This window comes from Rhizobium sp. rho-13.1 (assembly GCF_007000305.1).
GTDB classification, from domain to species: domain Bacteria; phylum Pseudomonadota; class Alphaproteobacteria; order Rhizobiales; family Rhizobiaceae; genus Rhizobium; species Rhizobium rhododendri.
In genome coordinates this window covers 1,062,743-1,089,045 of the sequence record NZ_SCFL01000001.1, presented here as the reverse complement: position 1 = coordinate 1,089,045, position 26,303 = coordinate 1,062,743, and the positions used below count along the sequence as shown (strand labels likewise).

Genomic DNA, 26,303 nt, shown 5'->3' with positions numbered 1-26,303 from the left:
CTCAGAGGCCGAGCGACTTCTTCACGGCCGCTTCTGCATCACCGCCATCGGCGGTCGTCACGCCTGCAAGCCATGGCTTGATGGTCTCAGGATGGGCTTTCAGCCATATCTTGGCGGCGGCCTTACCCTGCAGGCCCTCGTCCATGATGAGACCCATGATCTCGTTTTCCATGGGCAGCGTGAAGGAGAGGTTCTGCAGGAACTTGCCGACGTTCGGGCATTCGGCGACATAGCCGGCGCGGGTGTTGGTGAAGACATTGGCGCCGCCGAAATTCGGCCCGAAAACGTCATCGCCACCGGTCAGGTAGGTCATCTTGTATTTGGTGTTCATCGGGTGAGGGGCCCAGCCGAGGAAGATGATCGGCTTCTTCGACTTGTCGAGCTTGGTCACCTGGGACAGCATGCCCTGCTCGGAGGATTCAATGACTTTGAAATCCTTCTCGTCGAGGCCGTACTTGTGACCCTTGATCATGTCCAGCACCAGCTTGTTGCCGTCATTGCCGGGCTCGATGCCGTAGATCTTGCCGTCCAGTTCCTTTTCGTGCTTGGCGATGTCGGAGAAGTCCTTGATGCCGAGTTTGCTGCCGAATTCATTGGTGGCGAGCGTGTACTTGGCGCCTTCAAGGTTGGCGCGAACCGTGTCGATCGTCTTGGCGTCCGTATACGGCTTGATCATCGGCGCCTGCGACGGCATCCAGTTGCCGAGGAAAACGTCGAGCTGCTTGTTGGCAAGCGACTGGAACACGATCGGAACGTCGAGATCCTTGATGTCGGTCTTATAGCCGAGTGCGTCGAGGATGTAGGTTGCAGTCCCGGTCGTGGCCTGGATGTCGGTCCAGCTGACTTCGGCGAAATGGACGGTCGAACAACTTGCCGGCTCCGCCGCCGATGCGACAGAGGGGGCGATGACCGCTGAAAAAAGCGCGGTGCTGAGGCTTAAAGTGAACAAAGTCAATTTCATCATTGTGTACTCCCAGTTTTACGTTCCCAAGCAATCACCAATAACCGACATTTACAAGCGGTCTCGCTGCATTTGCGGCGCTTTGGCGGTATGGAATGCGACACCTCCAATTTTCACAGTGCTTGATGCGCAGGCATTTGCACGCTGTGGAGCCAGCCGGCGTGATTTCCTGTGGCTTACGTCAGCCATGGCTTTCCTTCGGCGCTTCGCGATTCCATGAAGTGCGCAAAGGAGACGTTGATGGCGAAGCTGTATTTTCACTATTCCGCAATAAATGCCGGCAAATCGACGATGCTGCTGCAGGCGTCCTACAACTATCAGGAGCGCGGCATGCGCACGGCGATCCTGATCGCAGCTTTCGATCACCGGGCCGGCAGCGGCAAGATTGCCTCGCGCATCGGCCTCGAGGCCGATGCCGTGCCCTTCGACCGGGATGACGACCTGTTTGCGACAATCGAAGCAATGCACGCCGAGGGTCCGCTTGCCTGCGTCTTCGTCGACGAGGCGCATTTCATGACGGCGCCGCAGATCTGGCAACTGGCGCATGTCGTCGACCGCCTCAACATTCCTGTCATGGTCTACGGACTGCGCACGGATTTTCGTGGCAAGCTGTTTCCGGGCTCGCAGGAACTGCTGGCCATCGCCGACGAGCTGCGCGAAGTTCGGACGATCTGCCATTGCGGGCGAAAGGCTACCATGGTGGTGCGCTTCGACAGCGACGGCAAGGTGCTCCACGAGGGCGCGCAGATCGAGGTCGGCGGTAACGAGCGATATGTCTCGCTCTGCCGTCGCCATTGGGAAGAGGCGATGGGCGACGTCTGAGGTCAAACGCTCTGGCGGCTGGACCGTTATGCGTTGAGCGTCCAAGGGCTCGCGCGGATTGAAATCGGGAGGCGATATGAAGACGTCCTGCTGTTCCACCATTATCGTTGCGGCGCTGCTGTCGGCGACCTCTGTCCTTGCCGACGGAGATCCGAAGCTCGGGGCGGGCGTCTTCAAGAAGTGCGCCGCCTGCCACACGGCGACCGAGCCGGTGAACAAGGTCGGACCTTCGCTGATGGGCGTGGTCGGGCGCCCGGTGGCGTCGGTTGCCACCTACAGCTATTCGGCTGCGATGAAGACCTTCAGTGCCGATGGCAAGGTGTGGGACGAGGCGCTGCTGCACAAATACCTGTTGAGCCCACAGGCTGTCGTCAAGGGCACCCGCATGAGCTTTGCCGGCGTCAAAAGCGACAGCGATGTCGACAATCTGATCGCCTATCTCAAAAATCCGGCGGCGGCCCAATAGGCCTGCCATCGGGGGATGGTTTGCGCTACTCTGGATGCACCCACCCGCCGCGATCAGCAGGAGCCCTCATGGCGCACGGCCAGTTTCCAGAACGCGACATCGCACAGCTTCGGCGACTGCTGGACGATGCCTGCAAGGGAATAGCTGCTGCCGAGGCGGCGCTGGCGCATCACTCGCGGCCGGAGGCGCGGCTGACAGCAATCAACTTTCCTCTCGAAGAAACGCTCCTCGGCGAAGCCGTTGGTTTATGGAGCGAGTGGAGGGACCGAGTAGCAGCCCTTCTGCGTCAGCTCGATACCCAGACGGCCGCAGCCTTGCTGCAATATGAACGATTGTTCGACGAGACTGCGGGGCGTCAATCTCAGGGTTTTCTCAGGCGACGCGTGCATCTCGGCAATGCTGCGCCGGAAACGATAGCGCTCGATGTGGTCGAGCTGCTGTCGGTATCGGCAGCGCTGGACAGGATGCTGGGCGAAGCCGGACCCTTTCTCGCTCTGCATCACCGCGTTTGCGAAGCCCACCTGCAGCAACTGGTCATTCGTCGCCGGCAGCTGGACGGCGATCTGGACGAGGCAGGGCGACGGCTTGCGTCCCTAAAGGCGCGGACGCACGAGCGCCTCTCCTCGACGCCGCCGCAGCGTGGTCCGTCGCTGGATGCTGCATCCGAGGAAGAACGCAAAGAGTTGGCGCTCGATCGTCAGGCGGCTGATGTGAAGGATAAGATGCTGCGGTCCGAGCATGAGACCCTGTTGCGGCTGATGACCGACGACGAGGATTTCCTGGATGTGCTGAACGGCGGGATCGCCGCAGTCAACGTCATGGTTGCCAAGCTCGCCGTCGATGTCGAGCAGCGCGTCGCACTGCTGAAGGCGGCAAACGAACAATCGGCGACGCAATGCGAGGACCTGCCGGCCGGGGTCGAGGACCTTGTTGCTGCGTTCGAGGCCAACCTCCTTGCCGGACATGATATCCTGCTTCGTAAACAGGCTGCTGACGAGGCTTTCGCGCGCCGTCTGGAGGTGGCGCCGTCGCCTCGAGAGCCGGCAGTCGACGACGAGGAAGATGTGCCTGCGGCGCCGCAGCAGCAACCGGCAACGATTTAATTCAGCCGACGCGGTTGCCCTGTGGCCGGGGAGGTCATATCTGCTGGAGCACCAAGACCGTTAGGAGACATTGCATGCTTGATCCGATCGTTGCCTTCTTTGCACGGATGCTCCAGGCAATTCGACGTGGTCTTGGGCTCCTGTTTGTCTGGGCGACGTGGCCTTTTCTTGCAGCGCATGGCTGGTACCGGCAGCGCAACTGGATCATCAAGGTGCCGGTTGCCGCTCTCGTCGTGCTGCTGGTCTGCCTCTACGGCTACTTCCTCGTTCAGACCCAGTCCTGGACGGGCTTCAACACCCACTACATCGATAGCTACAAGCTTGCCGACCGCAAGGCTGCCGGCCAGGATCTGACCCCGGTGCCTGTCGCGACCGATGCGCAGCCGGCCACAGCCGCCACGCCGAAACGTTGCGAGACGTCGGCTATCGTCGATGTTACAGCCGACCTTGTGGATTTCAACGTCAACCGCAATGCGTGGATTTCGTCCATGCTCCTCTTCAAGCTCGGGTTTTTCGGCCTGAGCTGGGACGATACGCCATTCCTCGACAACAAGGCGTCCTTCCAGCGCGGCGTCAACCAGGCGGTTCGCAGGACCTCTATCGAGCTTGTGGATGCGCTGGGCCGCGTGCGCGGAACATCGGGTATCAATTCGGACCTTCAGAATGCGCGCGGCAATCTCCAGTTCGACGAGTCCAGCTGGTATTTCGGTTTCCAGCCGTTCGGGCCTAAAACGCCGACCCCGAGCTACTATCGGGCCTCGATCAACAGCCTGCGCAAGTTCAATGTCGATCTCGGCGCCTGCAACGCCACCTTCGACGGCCGTGCCGACAACCTGATCGAGTTCATCGACCGCATTTCAAACGATCTCGGCAGTACGTCGGACGTGCTGGCCGAACGTTCCGAGAACCATAATTTCGGGTGGTTCGACACGCGCGCCGACGACCGCTTCTGGTTCGCCTACGGACAGCTCTACGGATATTACGGCATCCTCAGCGCTGCCGGCGCCGATTTCTCAAAGGTCATCGCCGAGCGCAACGTCGGAGCACTCTGGGGCGATACGATGAAGCAATTCCAGGCGGCGCTGCGCATCCAGCCTTGGATCGTCTCGAACGGGCGCGAAGACGGCCTGATCATGCCCAGCCATCTGGCGACGATGGGGTTCTATATCCTGCGGGTGCGCTCCAACCTGGTCGAAACACGCGCGGTACTCGGCGGGCGGTAATTCGCTGCTAAGTTCTTGGCGGGAGGCTTATGTCAGCTGATGAGCTTGAGCCGGATGGCTTTGGCCACGAGTTGCGTGCGGTTGACGCAATTGAGCTTCTTGATGGCATTGGTCATGTAGGCGTTGACGGTGTGGTCGGACAGAGTCAGGATCTGGCCGATCTCCACCGAAGTCTTGCCTTGCGCAGTCCAGCGAACGACTTCCATTTCGCGCGCCGACAGCATGGCTGCGGGCTCGTTGCCGTTGCGCTTGATGCCGTTATAGGCGGTGGCGGCATGCAGCAGGATGACGCAGAGTTCGTTGAGTTCCGCCTGCGAGAGGCTGTTGCGATTGCCCGCCATCGAAAAAGCCAGTCGCTCGCCATCCGACGCATTGACCGGAAAATGCATGCCCATCGTCCGGCCGCGGCTTTCGAGAAATGTCCGGAGTTCGCGGGGGAATTCCATTTCAGGAGAAGGGGCCCGTTCCGCCAGGTTCCAGCAGCGCGGAATTGCCGAATCGCGGTCTCGACCGACTAGGGGATAGATGCGCAGCAGGTGGCCGCGGTCGAAGTCGCGCAGATTCTGGGCTGGTGCCGAAGTCTCGATAATCAGCGGTGTCAGCAGCATGTCCGAGGCCGATGGCGCGTTGCAGAGCATGAAAGAGGCAAATCCGAACGACTCCGCCGTCCTGTTCAGCGCCTGATGAAGCATTGCGCGGGTGCGCGCCGCCGCCAACTCGGCGGACAGAAACGTTTGTCGTCCAGAAGCTGTCATGTATGACATTCGAGCAAGGCTCATTCAGTTTGTGTTACCGCTATCAAATACGCGAAACAGGCCGGAATACGAGTCAAAAAGCTTGCGGTAACGCAATTGGTGCATTTGCGCTAAAAAACAACTTTTGCAACAGGGGGCCTCGTTCGCTCCCTGTGAATAAGCTCTTTGCAGGTGGGGTGGACGGCGGCGGCATCCTGAGTGTCTGTTGTTACCGATCGCTTGCCAACCTTGCAAATCAGCGCCGTCGTTGCTATCCATTGTCCTCCGAAACATCACCTCCGAGCCGATTGATGATGCTGACTTCGCTGACGCGGGCCGTTCCTTCGCGGTTGAACCAGGTCTTGCGCCTTGTGGCGACAGTCGTTTTTGTGCTCGCCGGCCTTGAAACGGCAAATGCGGCCGAGCCTCCCATCGATCGTCCCATGGACTTCGTTCTGATCCATGGCGGTACCCCTTATTGCCGGGATGGCGGATCCTGTGCCGACTGGATTGCCGCCGAAGGGCAGATCATGTCGGACTCGCCCCGCAAGCTGCAGAAGCTGCTGAAGAAAATCGGCAAGAAATCGCTGCCGATCGTCGTCCGCTCGCCGGGCGGGGATGTTGCGGCCGCCATGCAGATGGGGCTGATCATTCGGCGCCAGGGGCTTTCGGTGGCTGTTGGCGGGACACGCGCCGATGCCTGCGACGGCAGCGAACCGCTATGCGACGCGGCGCGGCAAAAAGACGGCTCGATGACCGGCGAGATCTATTCGAACGGCGCGGTCTGCCTGTCGGCCTGTCCGTTGCTACTGGCCGGAGGCGTCAGGCGGATTGCAAGTCCCTTTGCCTTGATCGGCGTCCACCAGATCACGACCACATACCGGGAAATGCGCGTCCAGTATCGCACCGAGTACGAAATGCTGAACGGCAAGAAGAAGATACTGTCGCAGCGCGAAGTCGGCCGGAAAATGGTCGGGCAGCACGACACCACGAAGCTCGGCAACAAGCAGAAGGCGGCGCTGATCGCCTATCTCACCAAGATGGGGGTCGATCCGGATCTGTTCGACCTGATGATGAGCGCCAATCCGCAGTCGATCCGTTTGCTGACGCAGGTCGAGGCGCTCAATCTGAAAATGATGACCGAGCAATCTTCCGCCGGCCAACTCGCCGCAGCCGGTGCCTGCCCGCGCGAGAAGACGATCTCCGACTGCGTCGTATCCATGATGCCGGCGCCACCCCCGCCGCCGCCCAGCACGCCGCAGTCCAAGCCGCTGCCCGACGAGCCCGAGCCTGGCATGCCGCAGCCGCTCGAGCGGCAGGCTTTGCTGCCGGTCGTCCATTCTCTGTCGGGCCGGGCTGCCTAGGCGTTATCCTTGCCCTTCGCCTGTCCCATGATCTTCTCGAGGTAGCCGAGCATCAGGGCCGAGACGACGAAGGCGAGATGTATCAGCGTCATCCACATGATCTGCGCCGTTTCGAACTGCGCCATGTTCAGGAACACCTGCAGCAGGTGGATCGAGGAGATGGCGACGATCGAGGAGGCGACCTTGATTTTCAGGCTACCGGAATCGAGCTTGCCGAGGAACGATACCTCATCGTCTTCTTCATTGGCTTCATCGAAGCGGCTGACGAAATTCTCATAGCCCGAGATCATCACCATGACGACGAGACTTGCCACCAGAGCCGCGTCGATCAGGCCGAGCATGGCAAGGATCATGTCCGACTCTTCCAGCGAAAAGACGCTGATGGCGATCTTGTAGAACTTGTAGCAGAAGGAGAGGGCGTACATTGCGAGAGACGCGGCCAGCCCGAGATAGAAAATGACGAGCAACCAGCGGCTCGACAGGATGATGCGTTCAACGATTATTTCCAGGGATTTCACGGACGACCTCACGGGTTTTGATTTTCCGAAGCAGCATTAGCCATATGATTATGCCGTAACAAGCCAGTGGCGCTCCTTGGTCCGCTGCCGACTTTTTCTCACCCAAGTCTGCGGCATGCCGGTTCACAGCGGTTTGCTATTCGTTTATGCGCAAGCGAGATAAACGGCGCGGTCGCATGGAGATTGACTGATGGCTACGGTAAAATCCGATATCGAGATCGCGCGCGCCGCGACGAAGAAGCCGATCTATGAGATCGGGGCAGCGCTCGGCATTCCGCCTGAGCAACTGGTGCCCTACGGTCACGACAAGGCAAAGATCAGCGCCGACTTCATTGCCGGGCAGGCGGGCAAGAAGACCGGCAAGCTGATCCTGGTGACGGCGATCAATCCGACGCCGGCGGGCGAGGGCAAGACGACGACGACGGTCGGTCTCGGCGATGGGCTGAACCGCATCGGCAAGAAGGCAATGATCTGCGTGCGTGAACCGTCGCTCGGGCCGTGTTTCGGTACCAAGGGCGGGGCTGCCGGCGGTGGCTATGCGCAGGTCGTGCCGATGGAAGACATCAACCTGCATTTCACCGGCGACTTCCATGCCATCACTTCGGCCCACAATCTGCTGGCGGCGATGCTCGACAACCACGTCTACTGGGGCAATGCGCTGAATATCGACATCCGCCGCATTACCTGGCGGCGGGTGATGGACATGAACGACCGGGCGCTGCGCGATATCGTCTCGTCGCTCGGCGGCGTGGCCAACGGCTTCCCGCGCCAGGGCGGCTTCGACATCACCGTTGCCTCCGAGGTGATGGCCATCCTGTGCCTTGCGTCGGATCTTGCCGACCTGGAAAAGCGGTTGGGCGACATCATCGTTGCCTACCGCTACGACAGGTCGCCGGTTTTCGCGCGTGATCTGAAAGCGGACGGCGCCATGGCTGTTCTGCTGAAGGACGCTTTGCAGCCGAACCTGGTGCAGACCCTGGAGAATAGCCCGGCGCTTGTGCATGGCGGCCCGTTTGCCAATATCGCCCATGGCTGCAATTCGGTCATTGCCACCCGGACGGCACTGACGCTTGCGGACTACGTTGTCACCGAGGCCGGCTTCGGCGCGGATCTCGGGGCGGAGAAGTTTTTCAACATCAAATGTCGCCAGGCGGGGCTGAAGCCGGATGCGGCGGTGGTCGTCGCCACGGTGCGGGCGCTGAAGATGAATGGCGGCGTCACCAAGGACGATCTCGGCCGCGAGAATGTCGAGGCGCTGGTCACCGGCTGCGTCAATCTCGGCCGCCATGTCGAGAATGTGCGGAAGTTTGGCGTGCCCGTCGTCGTCGCGATCAACCACTTCACCTCCGATACGCACGCCGAGATCGAAGCCGTCAAAGCCTATGTCGCCGGTCTCGGTGCCGAGGCGATCCTCTGCCGCCACTGGGCGGACGGCTCGGCCGGCATCGAGGAACTGGCGCACAAGGTCGTGGCGCTGACACAGTCCGGCGAGGCGAAGTTTGCGCCGCTCTATCCGGACGATCTCCCGCTGATGCAGAAGATCGGCGTCGTGGCGACCGAGATCTACCATGCCGGCGAGGTGACTGCGGACAAGGCCGTTCGCGACCAGCTGAAGAGCTGGGAAGACCAGGGATACCGCCACCTGCCGGTCTGCATTGCCAAGACACAGTATTCATTCTCGACCGACGCGGATCTGCGCGGCGCTCCGGAAGGCCATGTCGTGCATGTGCGCGAGGTGAGACTGTCGGCCGGTGCAGGCTTCGTCGTTGCCGTTACGGGGGAGATCCGCACCATGCCCGGCCTGCCACGCTCGCCTGCCGCCGAGCGGATCATGCTGAACGAGCAGGGCTACATCGAAGGTCTATTCTAGGCTTGATCCATCGATTCAACACGCTGCAAAAGTGAGTCCGCGCTTGTCGCCAAGTCCCTGATATTCAGTGACAATAGCGGAAGTCACCGTTGCGTTTCAGGACGTCCATGTGGAAGTGATGCTCATGGGCGGCGTCGCTTTCGGGATCGAGGACGGTCGAGAAGTACAGGCAGCCTGACGCACTGACGGCACGCTGGAACGCACCTGCCAGCGTCGAGTCCTCCTTGCGAGGCTGCACCTCGACAGTCGTCCCATCCTTGAATGTGAAACTCGCGATGTCGATGGCATTGCCCCGGGCGTGCTCGGAGATCTTGCCAGTGCTCGCGTTGTTGCGCAGGCGGCAGATATAGGTCGAGGCCTGGTTGATGGTGACGATCGGGCCGGCGGCCTTCAGCGCAGCCTCGCCTGCCGGAATGACGCTTTCCTTCATCCAGCGGGAGAGGGCAAGCGCCGCCTCGCAGCGCAGCGTGCCTTCAGGCTTGAATTTCACGCCTGGCAACGCTTCCGAGAGGCTGATGGGCTTGTCGATGCCACATCCATCGCCGTCGTCGATGCGGGGCAGATCCTTGAATACCGCCCCCATGGCTTGCAGGTCTTTCAGGCAGGCGTGATGCTCCGCGTCAGATTCCGGTTCGATGGTGAGCGGCTCGGCCGGTGGATTTCCCTTGCCATCGGTGGCGTTCGACACCGGTGATTTCTTGTCGTCCTTGCCGGCGTCGGCATCGGGCTTGCTTGTATCGGCATCGGGTGTCGTTGCCTTCGTGGCGGGCGCGTCGCCACTTTGCTTTCCGCTGGTCGTGCCATCGGAGGGCGAGGCTTCGGTGCCAGGCTTTGCAGCGGGTGTTTCCGGTGCCGGTGCCGGCTGCGGTTTTGGCTCGGGGATGGGAGCAACCGGCTGCGCTGTCTCCGCAGGCTTGTCGTCCGGTCGCGTCTCTGGCAGCGGGCCGGTTTGTGGCAGCGATGCAGCAGTCAGCAGCGTCAGGCAGGCGACAGCGGTGGCAATCCGGAAAAGCATATGGTTTCACCCGTTTCGATATCTTACGGGACGCAACGTTTCTAAGCCAAATTCGTTGCAGATCGGCAACAAGCCGGGCAGTCGTTAAAACATGATCATTGCATTCATGATTATATCGGCGCTATATATTGACAATCGTAGTCATGTTTTTTATCGGGCAGAAAGGAGGCGGATATTTCTGCCTCTTTCCGTCCGCCTAGCCAGCCCCTTGGGCGCCTTGCAGCGTGCCAACCAGCCAGCCCGGTACATCACCTTGAAAGGAATTGGTTATGGTGCTCCGGCGATCCCGCTCGGTTCTCTTGACGTGCACGGCGTTTCTGGCGCTCGGCATTCCCACCGCATCTTTTGCTCAACAGGCAGGGACTGCGGCTTCGGCGTCTACTGCGACAGAGCAGACTGACAGCACGACGCTGCAGAAAATCGTCGTGAAGAATGCCCGCAACACGGTGCAAAAAGGCTCGGTTGCGGACTCGCCACTGGCGGCGCACACCACAAGGGAGACCCTGGAAAAGAAGCAGGTCGACGACCTCAAGGACTTCGGCAACACCGTCGATCCGAGCGTGTCCTATAATGACGTTTCGAAGAGCGTCAACATTCGTGGGCTCGAGGCGGATCGCGTGCTGACGACCACCGACGGCATCCCCCTGCCGTACTTTTTCGATAACGTCTATAGCTACGGCGGCGGCGCGGACACCTACGATTTCACATCGCTTTCTTCCGTCGACGTGTTGCACAGCGCCGATTCCAGCCGCGCCGGTTCGGGTGCGCTGGGCGGCGCGCTGATGCTCCATACGCTGGAGCCGGACGACGTGATTGGCGACGGCCAGACCTTTGGCGGAATGTTCAAGCTCGGCTTCGATGGCTCCGATCACTCGATCACCGCTTCCGGTGCGGTCGCCAAGAAGATCGAGAACACCTCCGTGCTGTTCCAGTCTTCCTACAAGTACGGGCACGAGTCAGAATCGAACGGCGATGTCGCTGGCGTCGGCAGCAAGAGAACAGTGGCCGATCCGGTTGACTACAATCAGCGCAACCTGCTGTTCAAGATCCGCCAGGAACTCGAAGGTGGTCATACGATCGGCCTGACGGCGGAACACTATGGCTATAACTCGACCCGGGACTACCTGTCCTATTCGCTCTATGGCACGACCTACAACGACTACAAATACAAGCAGGACAAGTCGCGCGACCGGGTTTCGCTCGACTACAAATACGATGCGACCTCTGCAGACAGCTGGATCGACAGCGCCTTTGCCACCCTCGACTGGCAGAAAAGCGGTCGCGAGGAAGGCATCCTTGCAAACCGGCTGACGACGCCAAAGGGTGAATACGATCGCATCATGGAAAGCGACGAGCGCGATCTCGGCTATACGGCTTGGGCGAATTCGGACTTCACGACCGGCGTGCTCGATCACAAGCTGACGTTCGGTAGCGACTTCCAGTTTGCCAGCAGCAGCTATTATCTGAAGGGCGTCGATTCCTGCACGACGCCGCCCGTCGGCTCGTGTGCCTTTTTCCACACCAACCAGAATTATGCGCCAGATGTGGACGGCTACAAGTTCGGTGCCTATGCCGAGGACAAGATCAGCGTTGGCAACAGCCCGTTCTCGCTGACGCCCGGCCTGCGTTTCGACTGGTACAAGCAGGCTCCGCAGGATACGGCATCCTATCCCGCCGGCACGCCGGATGGCCAGAACGGCAGCCATTTCTCGCCGAAGCTCAGGGCTGCCTGGCGGGCGACGCCTGATGTCGAGCTCTATGCGCAGTTCGTCACGGCCTACAAGGCCCCGAATGCCTACCAGCTCTACGTCGACTACGACAACACGCCGATGTACCGGTCGATCGGCAATCCCGATCTCAAGGCTGAAACCAGCTGGGGCTTCGAAGGCGGTGCCAACCTTGGTGACGACGACTTCGGCGGTCATGTCAGCGCCTACAGCACGCGCTACAAGAACTTCATCGACACCTCCGATTTTATTCCCACGCCGGGATATGCGGTCGGTACGGCTGAGTACATCAACATCGACAATGTCCGTATCAACGGGATCCAGGTCGATGGGCATAAGAAGTTCAACAACGGTATCAACCTCCACGCCGCAGCATTTTACGCCCGCGGGACGAACATGGATACCGATGAACTTCTATCGTCCGTCGCTCCGCTCAAGGCCATCCTGGGTGTAGGCTTCGAGCGCGAGACATGGGGTACGGATCTGAGCATGGTTGCCTCTGCGGCCGTCTCCGATAAGTCCTCGGCGTCGTCCAAGCCTCCGGGATACGGTATCTTCAACCTCACCGGCTGGTGGAAGCCTGAAACGCTGAAGGGAATGACCCTTCAGGCAGGCGTCTATAACCTGACCAACAAGACCTACTACGATGCCCTCGAGGTCAAGGACGTCACCAATGCGACCGAAATCTACTCGGAATCCGGTCGCTACATCAAACTGGCGATTTCGCAGAGGTTCTAGAAACCAGCAGCTGAAGGGCGGCGCCATGGTGCCGCCCTTCGACGTTTTACGGCTTCCACGACAGTTGTTTCGCATGCGTTCGAATGCTATCGATCTGCTTCAGTCTTTTGAGAAAGGAGGGCCGCAATGATCACGACACTCTGGCGCAATCGCCAGTTCGGCCCGAACGATGCCCTGCGGATGCGTTTGCAGGGCTGATCAGAGGCTGTAACTTTCCCATACCCTTTCTGGTCTGCCCTTTTGGCCTGCAGCTGAACGCCTGCGTTCGCGCTGCATCCTGATAACGACCGAGACGAACTGCCGACGCGGGTTGGTGGTCGTTGCCCGGTCAGACCAGAGAACTGAAAATGTCTTCGATCACCTTACACAATCTCGCCGTCACCCTTGGCGAGCCGCTGTTCTCCAACCTCAATTTCAGCCTCACTGGTGGAGATCGGGTCGGCATCGTTGCGGCCAACGGCCGGGGTAAATCCACACTTCTCAACTGCATTGCAGGCCGTCTCGAACCGACGGCAGGCGACGTCACGCGGTCGCGCGGGCTGACAATCGGGTATGTCGAACAGAACGTCGCGCCCGCCTTGGCGAAATTGCCGTTTCATGCGGCGGTCGCGCAGGCACTTGCACCCGGGCAGGCCGACAGCGAGAGCTGGCGCGTCGATGTGGTGCTCGATACGCTTGACGTGCCCGAGGCCTTGCGCGAGCGGCCGCTTGCACAGCTGAGCGGTGGCTGGCAGCGGCTGGCGCTGGTGGCCCGCGTCGCCGTCACCGAGCCGGACGTGATGCTGCTGGACGAGCCGACCAACCATCTGGACCTGTTCAAGATTGCGCTGCTGGAGAACTGGCTGAACGCTCTGCCGCGCGCCGTCTCGGTGCTTGTCGCAAGCCACGACCGGGCGTTCCTGGATGCCGTCACCAACCGCACGCTGTTCCTCAGGGCCGAGCAGTCGCAGCAGTTCCAGCTTCCCTACAGCATGGCGAGGGCCGCGCTCGATAATATCGATGCGTCGCAGGAGCAGCGCTACGAGAAGGATGTGAAAGCCGCGCAACAATTGCGGCGCCAGGCAGCCAAGCTCAAGAATATCGGCATCAACTCCGGCAGTGACCTGCTGACCGTCAAGACCAGGCAGTTGAAGGAGCGGGCCGACCGCCTCGAGGATGCGTCCCGGCCGGGCCACCGTGAGCGCTCGGCCGGAGCCATAAGGCTTGGCAGCAGCGCCAGCCAGGCGAAGGTCCTCGTGACCCTCGACGACGCCACCGTTGCCACACCGGATGGAACGCCGCTCTTCAAGACCGGCAAGCTCTGGATCCGCCAGGGCGACCGCATCGTGTTGCTCGGGGCCAACGGTGCCGGCAAGACACGACTGATGGAGATGATCAGGGGTGCGATAGAGGTGGCAGGCGATGGGGCGGCGCCGGTGCGCGCCACGCCTTCGCTGGTGCTCGGCTACAGCGACCAGTCGCTCGCCAATCTTGCCGACGCAGATACGCCGCTGGCAACGCTGTCGCGGCTGTTTGCGCTGGGTGAGCCCCGGGCGCGCAGTCTGCTTGCCGGAGTAGGCATCGGCGTCGAGATGCAGGGACGGGCAATCGGCCGGCTCTCGGGCGGCCAGAAGGCGCGGCTGGCGATGCTGGTATTGCACCTGCGCCAACCCAATTTCCATCTCCTGGACGAGCCGACCAATCATCTCGATATCGAGGGGCAGGAGGCACTGGAAAGCGAATTGCTGGCGGAGGGTTCGACCTGCCTGCTGGTGTCGCACGATCGCAGCTTCGTCAGGGCGGTCGGCAACCGCTTCTGGCAGATCGAGCGAAAAAAGCTGGTCGAGGTGGATGGACCCGAGGCGTTTTTCGCCTCGGCACAGCCGTCGGCCTGAGTTCGCGCGGTTTCGGGCGGCGGTCGCCCGCCCGAAACTTTCAGCGGAATTGGCGCTTGCGCATCTCCGCATCTCGCGCTAACAATTTGTCCATGAACATGTCTTCGAACATGTGCATCTTGGTGGTGGGCTCGCTAACAGCGGCCTCGATCAATCGTGTTCAAAGACGACGAGTAAGCCGCCCGAGAGTTTCAGGCGGCTTTTTTTGTATGTAAAGCGCCTGTCATCCGGGCCTGAAGAAGCGGAGAGACGGTCATGGTTACGATCCTGCGGGATGACGGTGCGGAAATCTACGAGACCAAGGGCGGCATTACCGTGACGCGCCAGCGTCGGCCAATCGCCTATGACGACGCAGTCTCGTCCTACATCGACAAGCTGGACGAGCGGCGCGGCGCGGTGTTTTCCTCCAACTACGAGTATCCGGGCCGCTACACGCGCTGGGACACTGCCGTCGTCGACCCGCCCATCGGCATCTCCTGCTTTGGCCGCAATGTCTGGATCGAAGCCTATAACGAGCGTGGCGAGGTCATCCTCGGGTTTATCGAGGCTCGGCTGCAAACCGTGCGCGAAGTGGCCCTCGGTGCGTCGACGCCGCGTCGGCTCGACCTCATCGTCAAGGCGCCCGACCGGGTGTTCACCGAGGAAGAACGGTCGAAGATGCCGACGGTGTTCACCGTGCTGCGCGCCGTCACCGACCTGTTCTACTCTCAGGCTGACGCGGCCCTCGGGCTCTACGGTGCCTTCGGCTACGATATCGCCTTCCAGTTCGACGCCATCGACCTGAAACTGACGCGTCCCGCCGACCAGCGCGACATGGTGCTGTACCTGCCCGACGAGATCCTCGTGGTCGACAACTACGCCGCCAAGGCCTGGATCGACCGCTACGACTTCGAAAAGGGCGGGCTGACCACTGATGGCAAGGCCGGTGATATCCCGCCGGAACCCTTCCACCACACGGACACCATTCCGCCGAAGAGTGACCATCGCCCGGGCGAATTTGCCGAGTTGGTGAACAAGGCGAAGGAGAGCTTTCGCAAGGGCGACCTGTTTGAGGTCGTTCCCGGGCAGAAGTTCATGGAGCGCTGCGATTCCAAGCCGTCGGATATTTCCAAGCGTCTGAAGGCGATCAATCCGTCGCCCTATTCGTTCTTCATCAACCTCGGCCACCAGGAATATCTGGTCGGCGCATCGCCAGAGATGTTCGTGCGCGTCTCCGGCCGTCGCATCGAGACCTGCCCGATCTCGGGCACGATCAAGCGCGGCGAGGACCCGATCGCCGATAGCGAGCAGATCCTCAAGCTTCTGAACTCGAAGAAGGACGAATCCGAGCTGACCATGTGCTCGGACGTCGACCGCAACGACAAGAGCCGCGTCTGCGAGCCGGGCTCGGTCAAGGTCATCGGCCGCCGTCAGATCGAGATGTATTCGCGCCTGATTCACACCGTCGACCACATCGAGGGGCGCTTGCGCGACGACATGGATGCGTTCGACGGATTCCTGTCACACGCCTGGGCCGTCACCGTCACCGGTGCGCCGAAACTCTGGGCCATGCGCTTCATCGAAAGCCGCGAAAAGAGCCCGCGTGCCTGGTATGGCGGCGCCATCGGCATGGTCGGCTTCAACGGCGACATGAACACCGGTCTGACGCTGCGCACCGTGCGTATCAAGGACGGGATTGCCGAAGTGCGGGCCGGCGCTACGTTGCTCAACGACTCCATCCCCGAAGAGGAAGAAGCCGAAACCGAACTGAAGGCATCTGCCATGCTCTCTGCCATCCGCGATGCAAAGTCTGCCGGTTCCGCTAAGACCAAGCGCGATGTTGCTGCGGTCGGCAAGGGCGTCAGCATCCTGCTTGTCGACCACGAGGACAGCTTCGTCCACACGCTCGCCAACTACTTCCGCCAGACCGGTGCCACCGTTTCGACGGTCCGCACGCCGGTGTCGGAGGAGGTCTTCGACCGCCTCGACCCCGATCTGGTCGTGCTGTCGCCGGGGCCCGGCAATCCGAAAGATTTCGATTGCAAGGCGACGATCAAGAAGGCACGGGCCCGCAACCTGCCGATCTTCGGCGTCTGCCTCGGCCTGCAGGCGCTGGCCGAAGCCTATGGCGGCGATCTCAGGCAACTGGCTGTGCCGATGCACGGCAAGCCGTCGCGTATTCGCGTACTGGAGCCCGGTATCGTGTTTTCAGGCCTTTCCAGGGAGGTGACCGTCGGGCGCTACCACTCGATCTTCGCCGACCCCTCGACCCTGCCGCGTGAATTCATGATCACGGCGGAAAGCGAGGATGGCACGATCATGGGTATCGAGCACACCAAGGAGCCGGTTGCAGCGGTGCAGTTCCACCCGGAATCGATCATGACGCTCGGTGGCGATGCCGGCATGCGAATGATCGAGAATGTCGTGGCAAACCTCGCGCGGCGGACAAAGACCAAGGCGGCCTGAGGTTTCTCTGAAAGGCGGCGGACGATCCCGCCGCCTCGACGGAGCCGCTATTCCTGCCGCTTCACGGCGCGCATGTTCATCGTTGCGCGGATGCTGAAGCCGAGTGCCTGGTAGAGCGCGATCGCCGCCGTGTTGCCGACATAGGCATGCAGGAAGGCTACCTCGCCGCGGGCGGCGATTTCGCCGGCGACAAAGCGAAACAGCAGGCTGCCGAGACCGCGACCTTGGAAATCCGGATGGGTGCAGAGACCGCTGAGTTCGCCGAAGCCGGGCAGGCGCATGCGCTGGCCGGCCATGGCCACTAGCCGGCCCTCGATCCTGACGCCCCAGAATGGGCCGAGCCTTTGTGCGCCGAGCGTGAACGGACCGGGCTTGGTCAACAGTGCCAGTTCCAGCATCTCGTCGGCGTCGCTTTCGTCCAGCAATTCGATCCGGGGATCGGTGATCCGCTCATGCGGCCGGTCGGCTGTCATCTGGTAGAGTTCGCCTTCCGCAAGGACGACAATTCCCTCGGGAATCACAATCGGACCGGCTTCCACGAGGACTATCCTTTCGTCTCCGATGGGCAGGTTTGCCAGCGCCTGAAGGCTTTCCGGCGCGTCGTCTGCAGCGGCGGCAAAGGGAACGGTCGATGGCGCAAACCGCTTGGCAAGGGGGCCGCCGATCGCCAGCGGCGCATGGCTCGTCTGCAGCGTGTTCCAGACAGGCCTGTCGAGTATATGCGCCACGGCGATTTCTCCTGATTTTTGTTTTTCGCTTCGCCATATCACTTTTCGGCGGGCAGGGGTTCGATACCTTGCCAAGGCTATCGCTTGTATTTGCGATCGCCTCGAAGATGCCATAGGGGATAGCCAAGCGACCCGCGAAGTAACAAGCACGGCGCCAGGCGGTCAAGCCAGGGCGCAGCGTCAGAACGAACAAGGAGGCTTGAAGCCATGCCCAATACCGATGTTTCCGGCCTGTCCATGCTCGGCAGCCACACCGAAACGCCCACCAGCCCCGAGACTGCAATCCTCGAAAAGGTGCCGGCCACCCATCAGGGTACCGAATACCTCGTGCGCTTCACCGCGCCCGAGTTCACCTCGCTCTGCCCGATGACCGGCCAGCCGGATTTCGCCCATATCGTCATCGACTACGTGCCCGGCGAATGGCTGGTGGAATCGAAGTCGCTGAAGCTTTTCCTGCATGCATTCCGCAATCACGGCGCCTTCCACGAGGATTGCTCCGTCTACATTGCCAAGCGCATCGTCGACCTGCTGCAGCCGAAATGGCTGCGTATCGGCGCCTACTGGTATCCGCGCGGCGGCATCCCCATCGACGTCTTCTGGCAGACCGGCAAGCCGCCGGAAGGCCTGTGGTTGCCGGACCAGGGCGTCCCGACCTATCGCGGTCGCGGCTGACCCTCATTAAAAACGCCGCGCTTCAGGCGAAGCGCGGCGTCGCATCGGGGCTCTGCGAAAACGTCAGACGTTGAAGCTGTCGTCGCCGCCGCTATCGTAGGAATTGTCGAAATCGGTGTCGCTGTCGTCGCTGACCAGGTTCTGGTCATTGGCATTGTCGTCGTTTCCAGCGTTCTGGTCGTTGTTGTTGCCGTTGCTGTCGCCATAATAATTGTTGACGACCGTTTCCTCGACGGCGGGTGCTGCGGCCGGTGCCGCCGCTGCTGCTCCAAGGCCGCCAAGCCCTGCCGCTGCGCCACCGATATGCGGGCTGAACAGGCTGCTCAGCGATTCCGCCAGCATCACGCCGCCGGCAACGCCGGCTGCCGTGCCGAGCGCACCGCGCAGAAAGCCGCCGCCGCCCGACTGGGCCTGCGGCTGCTGGCTCCATGGGCCAACCGGCTGCTGCTGCTGGTTCTGCTGGCCCCAGGGACCCGGCTGCGGTTGCCCATAGCCCTGCTGTGGAGCCGAATAGCCTTGCTGCTGGCCATAACTCTGCTGGGGCGGGGCGGCACGCTGTGGCTGCGGTGCTGCGGATTGTCCACCGCCGAAAATGGAGCCGAGGCCGCCGAGGAAGCTTCCGCCACCTTGCGAGGCGGCGGGCTGGTGTTCGGCACTGTCCTGCAGTTCCTTGACCTGGTCTTCGAGCTGCTTGATGCGGTCGGCAGCGGCCTTCATGCCCTGCTCCTGGACGATGACCGCCTGGGCGAGCAGGTAGGGCGCGGTGGGATTGTCGCGTACCGACTGGTTGATGAAGGCTTCGGCGTCTGCATCGCGCGGGGTCGCCGCTGCGGCTTTGACGCGGTCGAAGAGAGAGCTAAGCAGTTGACGTTCTTCGGGCGACATGACGGCTCCATGAAAACTTTGATGCGATTCCGGATCGCATCACCTGACGTAGGAAGGGAATTCGGCTTTTCAAAGCCCTGCCAAGTTACATTTCGGTAATCGGGTCGGTAATGGGCAAAGCGGCAAGGATATCTTCACCGGTTCCGTGGCTTGTCTTTTTCCCGCATTGTTTTACGCATGGAACAGCATTATGTGCGGCATACGACAAATCACGGTGGAGAGTTGTTCATGAACGACGACGAACAGGAAGACAAGAAGACGGAACTGCCGCTCGGCAAGGAAACGGAGGCGAACCTCTTCAAGTCGCGTTCGATCTTCATTTATGGCGGCATTACGCAGGAATTGGCGCAGAAGGTCTGCTCGCAGCTGGTCGCCCTTGCCGCTGCCAGCGACGAAGACATCCGCATCTATGTCAGCTCGCCCGGCGGCCACGTCGAATCCGGCGATTCGATCCACGACATGATTAAGTTCATCAAGCCCAAGGTCTGGATCATCGGCACCGGCTGGGTTGCATCTGCCGGCGCGCTGATCTTCGTCAGCGTTCCCAAGGAACGCCGGCTTTGCCTGCCGAACACCCGCTTCCTGCTGCATCAGCCCTCGGGCGGCACACGCGGCATGGCATCGGATATCGAGATCCAGGCCCGCGAGATCATCAAGATGAACGAGCGCCTGAACCGGATCTTCGCAGCCGCGACCGGCCAGCCGCTGGAAAAGATCGCCAAGGACACCGACCGCGACTACTGGCTCTCGGCCGAAGACGCCAAGACCTACGGTCTGGTCTCCCGCATCGTGACATCGCAAAGCGAACTCTGATTGTTGCACACCAAGCGCCCTTGCCTGCATAATGCGGGCGAGGGCGCTTTTTTGTTTTTGGCAATGTGCTCGGCTGCATCGTTTATTCTGCACCGAACTCACCGTCTCGTTCTTTTGATCTTACGTTTCAAACAGCCATCTTCGTTACAAAATGACGGTGAAGTGCTCTTGCGCCAATCCGGCCTGTAATGCTCCATTGAGCTCTCACGCCCTTACGAGTCATTACCGCCGCCATGCTCAAAGATCTTTCCGCCCAAGCCGTCTTTATGGGCTGCCTCACCGCTTTCGTTGGATTTGCCAGTTCCTTTGCGGTGGTGCTGCATGGGCTGCAGGCGGTTGGGGCAACGCCGGGGCAGGCGGCTTCGGGGTTGACGGTGCTGTCGATCTCAATGGGGCTCTGTGCCATTGTGCTCAGCCTGACGACGCGGTTGCCGGTGAGCATTGCCTGGTCGACGCCGGGTGCGGCGCTGCTGGCAAGCTCCGGCGCGATTGCCGGCGGGTTCCAGGCGGCGGTGGGTGGCTTCGTCGTCTGTGCGGCGTTGATTATCGTTGCAGGGCTGTTCCGGCCGCTGGGGCGTGCGGTTGCGTCTATCCCGGCGCCTCTCGCCAATGCGATGCTTGCGGGCGTGCTGATCGGCTTGTGCTTCGCGCCGGTGAAGGCCATCGCCTTCAATCCGTTGCTGGGATTGCCGATCGTGCTCGCCTGGGTCGTCGTCGGCGCTTTCCGGCGGCTCTGGGCGGTTCCTGCTGCGCTGGCCGCTTTTGTCGCCGTGCTGGCATTCGGGGTGCAGATGCCTGCGGGCGCGCTGTCTTCGCTCGAGCAGTCGCTGATGCCGCGCCTGGAACTGGTCCAACCGCTGTTCACCATGGCCGGGCTGGTGTCGATCGCGCTGCCGCTGTTCATCGTCACCATGGCGTCGCAGAATATTCCCGGCATCGCCGTGCTCAAGGTCAACCAGTACGATCCGAAACCCGGTCCGCTGTTTGCCGTGACCGGCCTATTTTCGCTTGTGAGCACGCCTTTCGGTGGGCATGCGGTCAATCTTGCGGCGATAACGGCCGCCATGTGTGCGGGCAAGGATGCCAACGCCGATCCAGACCGCCGCTATTGGGCCGCCGTTATCGCCGGCATCGTCTACATCGTCTTCGGACTGCTTGCCGGCGCTGTCACCGCCTTCGTCGCGCTGGCGCCGCCCATCCTCATCGAAGCGGTGGCCGGCCTTGCACTGATCGGCGCCTTCTCCGGCTCGGCCATGGCTGCGTTTCAAGTGGTCGAAACGCGCGAAGCCGCCGCGGTGACATTTCTGGTCACCGCATCCGGCGTGTCCTTCGGCGGCATTTCGGGCGCATTCTGGGGGTTGATTGCCGGTGGGCTGATGCTGCTGCTGCAAGGTGCGGTAAGAAAGCTGCCTGCGAACCGCTGAATAAGGTACTCTGGCGGCTTTGCCGCCTCTGCCGCCTCTGTTTTGTCCTACAGTTAGGCTCTTTGTATTGAACCCGAACAAATGCAGAGGCCCTGCTGATAGGCAGCTCTCCTCAGAGAGCTGCGCCCTGAATTTTCGACGGTCAGGTGTCGCAACGGTGCAAGTAGCAGGTCTAAATGGTGCAAATGCCGAAAGACTGGGCGGGGCTTGCTTCTTTTTTGCCCCGACGGTATACAACCAATCATGAAGTCTACAGGCGCAAAAATTTCCAGCCAGATTGCACGCGGTCGCATCGCCCTGCGTGACAACTCGCGCGCCTTCACGTCGCTTCTTCTCCTCGGCCTTACGCGCGGTTGCCGGGTCCGTTGAGGAGCGCCCGGCGGCCGACAAGCCCGCCCGGCATTCGCTCCTCGACCTAGCATCCGACAATCATTCAAGGCCCACATTCAAAGCCGCTTTTGTCATCGCCAAGCCCCAGCCGATCGGCTATGAGGCGGGCAATCGACGGCACGAGGAAAAGACGATGGACGAGCAGACTCATTCCCCCGCTGGCAAGTCTCCTGCAACCATGTCCCGCTTCAAGGGCATGGCCAAAGCTGCCGAAAAATACCGTGCCTATCCGCAGGTCAACATCCCCGACCGTACCTGGCCGTCGAAGACGCTCACCAAGCCGCCGATCTGGTGCTCGGTCGATCTGCGCGACGGCAACCAGTCTCTGGTCGACCCGATGGGTCATGACCGAAAGGCGCGCATGTTCCAGCTGTTGCTGGAAATGGGCTTCAAGGAAATCGAGATCGGCTTTCCGTCAGCCTCGCAGACCGATTTCGACTTCGCCCGCTGGTGCATCGAAGAAGGCAATGTGGCCGACGACGTGTCACTGCAGGTGCTGGTGCAGTGCCGGCCCGAGCTGATCACCCGCACCTTCGAATCGTTGGAGGGTGCAAACCGGCCGATCGTGCACTTCTATAATTCCACCAGCGAGCTGCAGCGTCGCGTAGTGTTTGCCAAGGATGTGCACGGCATCAAGCAGATTGCCGTCGATGCGGCCAAGATGATCACCGACATGGCGTCCAAGGCCGGCGGCGACTATCGCTTCGAATATTCGCCTGAGAGCTTCACCGGCACCGAGCTGGAGGTGGCGCTGGAGATTTGTAACGCCGTCATCGCCGAGATCCGGCCAACAGCCGACAACAAGCTGATCATCAACCTCCCGTCGACCGTCGAGATGGCCACGCCGAACGTCTATGCCGACCAGATCGAGTGGATGTGCCGCAACCTCGACAACCGCGAAAACCTGATCATCTCGCTGCATCCACACAACGACCGCGGCACCGGCATCGCCGCTGCGGAACTGGCCCTGCTGGCCGGCGCCGACCGCGTCGAGGGTACCTTGTTCGGTAACGGCGAGCGTACGGGTAACGTCGATGTCGTGACCATGGCGCTGAACATGTTCACACAAGGGGTAGACCCGCAGATCGATTGCTCGGACATCGAGCGGATCAAGGAAGTCTACGAATATTCCAACCAGATGACCATTGCCGAGCGTCATCCCTATGTCGGCGAACTCGTCTACACGGCCTTTTCCGGCTCGCACCAGGACGCCATCAACAAGGGGATGAAGGCGAGCAAGGTCGCCAACACCTCTGTCTGGGAAGTGCCCTATCTGCCGATCGACCCGCAGGATGTCGGGCGCTCCTACGAGGCGATCATCCGCATCAATTCGCAGTCCGGCAAGGGCGGCATCGCCTACATCCTGCAGCAGGACTACGGGCTGAACCTGCCGCGCAACCTGCAGGTCGAGTTCCGGCAGGAAATCCAGAACATCACCGATGTCGAGGGCAAGGAGCTGCCGGCCAAGCGCATCTACGATCGTTTCATGGAGCTTTACGTTCAACAGCCGGATGCCCGCATCCGGTTCGTCGATCACCACATCTTCGCCGATCCCGAGCACAAGGGGCAACGGATCATCACGGCCGAAATCACCGACGGTGGCGAACTCAGGAAGATCGAGGGTCGTGGCAACGGGCCGATCGATGGCTTCATCAATGCCTTGTCGGCCTATCTCGGCGTCGAAATGTCTGTGGAGGATTACTCCGAGCACTCACTCCAGCATGGTTCGAACGCTGCGGCGATCTCGTATGTGGAGACTTCCTATCCGGGTGGGAAATTGTTCGGCGCCGGCGTCAACACCAATATCGTTGCGGCGTCGCTGGAGGCCATAGTCTCGGCCGCCAACCGGGTTCTCGCCTTGAAAGCCGGCTCCTGAAGCCCATCGCTCCCGCTTGAAACATCATCTCATCGAAATGGCGGCCCGGCAGGCCGCCATTTTGCGTCTGGCACAGTTCAGATCGCCACCGACACGCGGTTGGCGATATCGTCGAGCAGTGCGTCCGAGGATGCGCCGACGATGGCATAGCCGACCCCGGCGCGGTGCCAGGGAACGATGCCGATATCGTCCTTGATGATCTCGTTGAAATCGCTGCCATCGGTCCCGGCGCTGTCCTTGAAGAAGCAGACCGAAACGATTTCACCGTCGATGTTGCGGTAGACGAGCTGTCCGGTCGGCTTGCCGCCCGCTACCAGCAGACGCGCGCCTTGAAATACCAGGCCCTGGCTCGACAGATCGGGCAGGTTGAACTTGACGCCGACGGTCGAGGTCAGCCACGTCATGATCTCATCGCTCTCTGTGGCGCCGAGTTCGACGATATGGCTGGACTGGCGCAGATAGATGCGTTGGGCAGCGGCAAGGTCGTCGGGCCAGGTTCGTGCCTGGTTCGGGACCAAGGGGAGGGTGAGGCGGGCAGCGCCCGGCTGGGTGCCGAAGAGATATCCAATGCCGCCGCCGATGACGAAGAGGATCAGGGCCGCCGCCAGCGCCTGCTTGCCCGACGGCGCGAGCTTCACGGCCGGCCGCGAAAGCCGCCGCGCTTCACGGACCTTCGGTGCCGGAGCGCTCTTGATCGAGCGCACAAGCGCCAGAGGCACCGGCTCCTTCAGGAGGTCGTCGAAAACCTTGCGTCCGATATCTGAGCCCTGCCGCAGGTTTTCATAGACGCGGCCGGTGTCGGCATCGGCGGAAATCAGATCCTCCAGCGTGCGCCTCTCTTCAGGGCTGGCCTCGCCATCGATATAGGCGGCTAGCCGCGCTTCGATCGGTGTCTTGCGGATATCCTGCACTGTCATGACCTCTGGCTGAGACGATTGCGCCCGGCGGCGGCAAAGGCCAGGCGGGCATTGGCAAGCCGGGAGGCGACGATCGACAGCGGGATGCCAAGGATATCGGCTGTCTGCTTGTAGCTGTGGCCTTCGACATCGGCGAGCAGGAAGACGCTGGCAAGGCCCTCTGGGAGCGCCGTTATCGCCTGATGGCTTTCGCTGCCTTCGGTCGGGCGCGGCTGCTGCAAAGTGGCGTCGCCTTTCTGGCCGGCGACAGCTCTCGGAGCGCCGGCGCGGACCCGGTGCCGGCGAGATTCTTCGACCCACACCTGCCGTGTCATCGCGTAGAGCCAGCTGTCCAGCCGCTCTTCCGTATTCCAGAGATGGATTTTCGCGACGCTGCGCTGACAAACCTTTTGCAGCAATTCGTCGGCATCTGCCACGTCTCCGGTCAACGTCACTGCGAAGCGTCGCAACTTGGGCAGCAGGCCAACGAGGTCGCGACGAATGTCCGGGGCAGGGATGGGAGCGCGCATTGTCTTTCCACGATGAAGTGACCGTCACCGGACGCGGGTTTGAATTTTCGACTACATGATAAATGCATCGGACGTTCGCACCAGCCTTTGCAAGGCTGATGTCGGTCCACGCATCGAGAAGACATCCATGACAGCGATATGACCACTTCCCGACCCGTTTCGCAAGTCGGCATAAAGGCTTCGTTGACCGGTGCGACAGATGATCTCAGATGCAGACGACCATTGGCAGGAGATATCGCAGTCTTTCCGAAGTAAAAGGCGCGGTAACCATAAAACTGTTGTTTCCTGTAAGGATCCAGCGGCAATCATGGCTGCTTCAGGACGCAAATATATCGGTGCCCTCGGCAGAGATGCCATCGCCCCGGTGGTTGAGGCTGAAGCGCTCGGCTTTCAGGCTCCAGGCGCCCGGACCGCCCGATATCGAAAACATGTTGTAGGCGGCGGGAGGCTTGGACCCGCCGACGCCTTGCGACGCGGAGGCGATGCCGACCACCGGGACACGGCCTATCGGCCCGCGCAGCCAGTGAAGCGTGTTGAGGTGGGTATGGCCATGCAGCACGAGTTCCGCGCCACCGGTCGAGACGACGGCGGCAAAGCGGCGGATGCCGATCATGCGCTTGTGGAACGACGCGGCCCCGCGGATCGGCGGATGGTGGATCATCAGCACGCGAAACAGCCCGGCTTCGCCTGCGGCCCGCAGCATATGCACCGTCTCGCGCGCCTGGCGCGATCCGAAAAAGCCGCTAGCGGAAAACGGCAGGGTGGCAACGGCCGTCGAGCAGCCGATGATGGCGACGCGGTCGCGTATGCGGAGGTATGGGAAGACGTGCATGTCTTCCTCCCAGGCAGCCGGCGCAAGATCGCCGCGCACATAGGGATACCAGGCGCGCACGGATTTCTCATAGGAGCCCGGTACATAGGCATCGTGGTTGCCCGGCACGACGGAGGTCGTTGCCGGCGGCCCGATGGTTGCAAGCCACTCCGCAGCGGTGCGGATCTCTATCTTTGTGCCGAGGTTGACTAGATCGCCGGTGACGCAAAGATGGTCCGCCTCCTTCGCCTTGATGTCTGCCAGCAGAAGATCCAGAGTGCCGCCGAACAAGTGCTTGCGCCGGTTCCGGTGCCAGTTCACAAATCCGGTGATGCGCTTCGAGGCAAGCTCCCAGAGGGAAAGCCGTGGGAGCGGGCCGAGGTGGATATCGGAGATATGCGCGAGTTTGAACATGGGT

Annotated in this window: 22 protein-coding genes; 13 read left to right on the top strand and 9 right to left on the bottom strand. The window is 61.3% G+C overall.

Translation table 11 applies throughout. The features are described 5' to 3' along the window. Position 1: 1 nt before the first annotated feature. Positions 2-964, bottom strand: a complete 963-nt coding sequence (locus EQW76_RS05390) for a choline ABC transporter substrate-binding protein (protein ID WP_142823386.1) — start codon at positions 962-964, stop codon at positions 2-4. A 237-nt stretch (positions 965-1,201) separates the two neighbouring features. Between EQW76_RS05390 and EQW76_RS05385 the strand changes: the two genes are divergently transcribed. The 4 genes from EQW76_RS05385 (at position 1,202) to EQW76_RS05370 (ending at position 4,575) form a co-directional block, all read left to right on the top strand. Beyond that, positions 1,202-1,783, top strand: coding sequence for a thymidine kinase (locus tag EQW76_RS05385; RefSeq protein WP_142823385.1), 582 nt, complete (start codon positions 1,202-1,204; stop codon positions 1,781-1,783). Positions 1,784-1,859: 76 nt separating this feature from the next. Next, on the top strand, positions 1,860-2,249 hold the full coding sequence (locus tag EQW76_RS05380; RefSeq protein ID WP_142823384.1) for a cytochrome c family protein: 390 nt from the start codon (positions 1,860-1,862) through the stop codon (positions 2,247-2,249). 68 nt (positions 2,250-2,317) lie between these two features. Next, positions 2,318-3,352, top strand: coding sequence for a hypothetical protein (locus tag EQW76_RS05375; protein WP_142823383.1), 1,035 nt, complete (start codon positions 2,318-2,320; stop codon positions 3,350-3,352). 74 nt (positions 3,353-3,426) lie between these two features. Then, on the top strand, positions 3,427-4,575 hold the full coding sequence (locus EQW76_RS05370; protein WP_142823382.1) for a DUF2333 family protein: 1,149 nt from the start codon (positions 3,427-3,429) through the stop codon (positions 4,573-4,575). Between the two features lie 32 nt (positions 4,576-4,607). On the opposite strand, the gene EQW76_RS05365 is transcribed toward EQW76_RS05370, so the two are convergent. Continuing rightward, positions 4,608-5,339 (bottom strand): LuxR family transcriptional regulator, encoded by a 732-nt coding sequence (locus tag EQW76_RS05365; RefSeq protein ID WP_142823381.1) that lies wholly within the window; start codon positions 5,337-5,339, stop codon positions 4,608-4,610. Positions 5,340-5,620: 281 nt separating this feature from the next. On the opposite strand from EQW76_RS05365, the gene EQW76_RS05360 reads away from it, so the two are divergent. Continuing rightward, positions 5,621-6,673, top strand: coding sequence for a hypothetical protein (locus EQW76_RS05360; RefSeq protein ID WP_142823380.1), 1,053 nt, complete (start codon positions 5,621-5,623; stop codon positions 6,671-6,673). Here EQW76_RS05360 and EQW76_RS05355 read toward each other — a convergent pair. Continuing rightward, positions 6,670-7,191, bottom strand: a complete 522-nt coding sequence (locus EQW76_RS05355; RefSeq protein WP_142823379.1) for a TIGR00645 family protein — start codon at positions 7,189-7,191, stop codon at positions 6,670-6,672. The genes EQW76_RS05360 and EQW76_RS05355 overlap by 4 nt on opposite strands. Before the next feature lie 190 nt (positions 7,192-7,381). On the opposite strand from EQW76_RS05355, the gene EQW76_RS05350 reads away from it, so the two are divergent. Beyond that, on the top strand, positions 7,382-9,061 hold the full coding sequence (locus tag EQW76_RS05350) for a formate--tetrahydrofolate ligase (RefSeq protein WP_142823378.1): 1,680 nt from the start codon (positions 7,382-7,384) through the stop codon (positions 9,059-9,061). Positions 9,062-9,125: 64 nt separating this feature from the next. On the opposite strand, the gene EQW76_RS05345 is transcribed toward EQW76_RS05350, so the two are convergent. Then, the gene (locus EQW76_RS05345) at positions 9,126-10,076 is read right to left on the bottom strand and encodes an extensin family protein (RefSeq protein ID WP_142823377.1); all 951 of its coding nucleotides are present in this window, start codon (positions 10,074-10,076) and stop codon (positions 9,126-9,128) included. Between the two features lie 269 nt (positions 10,077-10,345). On the opposite strand from EQW76_RS05345, the gene EQW76_RS05340 reads away from it, so the two are divergent. The 3 genes from EQW76_RS05340 to EQW76_RS05330 all read left to right on the top strand — a co-directional run bounded on the left by EQW76_RS05340 (position 10,346) and on the right by EQW76_RS05330 (position 16,860). After that, positions 10,346-12,541, top strand: coding sequence for a TonB-dependent hemoglobin/transferrin/lactoferrin family receptor (locus EQW76_RS05340; protein WP_142823376.1), 2,196 nt, complete (start codon positions 10,346-10,348; stop codon positions 12,539-12,541). Positions 12,542-12,888: 347 nt separating this feature from the next. After that, on the top strand, positions 12,889-14,415 hold the full coding sequence (locus tag EQW76_RS05335; protein ID WP_142823375.1) for an ABC-F family ATP-binding cassette domain-containing protein: 1,527 nt from the start codon (positions 12,889-12,891) through the stop codon (positions 14,413-14,415). Between the two features lie 255 nt (positions 14,416-14,670). Further along, the gene (locus EQW76_RS05330) at positions 14,671-16,860 is read left to right on the top strand and encodes an anthranilate synthase (protein WP_142823374.1); all 2,190 of its coding nucleotides are present in this window, start codon (positions 14,671-14,673) and stop codon (positions 16,858-16,860) included. Between the two features lie 47 nt (positions 16,861-16,907). Here the strand turns inward: EQW76_RS05330 and EQW76_RS05325 are convergent, their stop codons facing one another. After that, a complete protein-coding gene (locus tag EQW76_RS05325) occupies positions 16,908-17,588 on the bottom strand; it encodes a GNAT family N-acetyltransferase (protein WP_142823373.1) in 681 nt (226 codons plus the stop codon). A 207-nt stretch (positions 17,589-17,795) separates the two neighbouring features. On the opposite strand from EQW76_RS05325, the gene queF reads away from it, so the two are divergent. Next, positions 17,796-18,260: a preQ(1) synthase gene (queF, locus tag EQW76_RS05320; RefSeq protein ID WP_142823372.1), complete on the top strand. Its 465-nt coding sequence runs from the start codon at positions 17,796-17,798 to the stop codon at positions 18,258-18,260. 63 nt (positions 18,261-18,323) lie between these two features. Here the strand turns inward: queF and EQW76_RS05315 are convergent, their stop codons facing one another. Next, entirely contained in the window at positions 18,324-19,145 is an 822-nt protein-coding gene (locus EQW76_RS05315; protein WP_142823371.1) for a DUF2076 domain-containing protein, read from the bottom strand. 228 nt (positions 19,146-19,373) lie between these two features. Here EQW76_RS05315 and EQW76_RS05310 point away from each other — a divergent pair, with 228 nt between their 5' ends. The 3 genes from EQW76_RS05310 (at position 19,374) to leuA (ending at position 23,648) form a co-directional block, all read left to right on the top strand. After that, positions 19,374-19,958: an ATP-dependent Clp protease proteolytic subunit gene (locus EQW76_RS05310; RefSeq protein ID WP_142823370.1), complete on the top strand. Its 585-nt coding sequence runs from the start codon at positions 19,374-19,376 to the stop codon at positions 19,956-19,958. 233 nt (positions 19,959-20,191) lie between these two features. Continuing rightward, a complete protein-coding gene (locus tag EQW76_RS05305; RefSeq protein WP_142823369.1) occupies positions 20,192-21,382 on the top strand; it encodes a benzoate/H(+) symporter BenE family transporter in 1,191 nt (396 codons plus the stop codon). A 523-nt stretch (positions 21,383-21,905) separates the two neighbouring features. After that, positions 21,906-23,648, top strand: a complete 1,743-nt coding sequence (leuA, locus tag EQW76_RS05300) for a 2-isopropylmalate synthase (protein WP_142823368.1) — start codon at positions 21,906-21,908, stop codon at positions 23,646-23,648. A 77-nt stretch (positions 23,649-23,725) separates the two neighbouring features. Here the strand turns inward: leuA and EQW76_RS05295 are convergent, their stop codons facing one another. From EQW76_RS05295 to EQW76_RS05285, 3 genes are all read right to left on the bottom strand, one after another. Beyond that, entirely contained in the window at positions 23,726-24,559 is an 834-nt protein-coding gene (locus tag EQW76_RS05295) for an anti-sigma factor (protein WP_202617110.1), read from the bottom strand. 2 nt (positions 24,560-24,561) lie between these two features. Then, positions 24,562-25,074, bottom strand: coding sequence for an RNA polymerase sigma factor (locus EQW76_RS05290; RefSeq protein WP_142823366.1), 513 nt, complete (start codon positions 25,072-25,074; stop codon positions 24,562-24,564). A 316-nt stretch (positions 25,075-25,390) separates the two neighbouring features. After that, complete coding sequence (locus EQW76_RS05285) at positions 25,391-26,299, bottom strand: metallophosphoesterase (RefSeq protein WP_111222671.1); 909 nt, start codon at positions 26,297-26,299, stop codon at positions 25,391-25,393. Between the last annotated feature and the right edge of the window lie 4 nt (positions 26,300-26,303).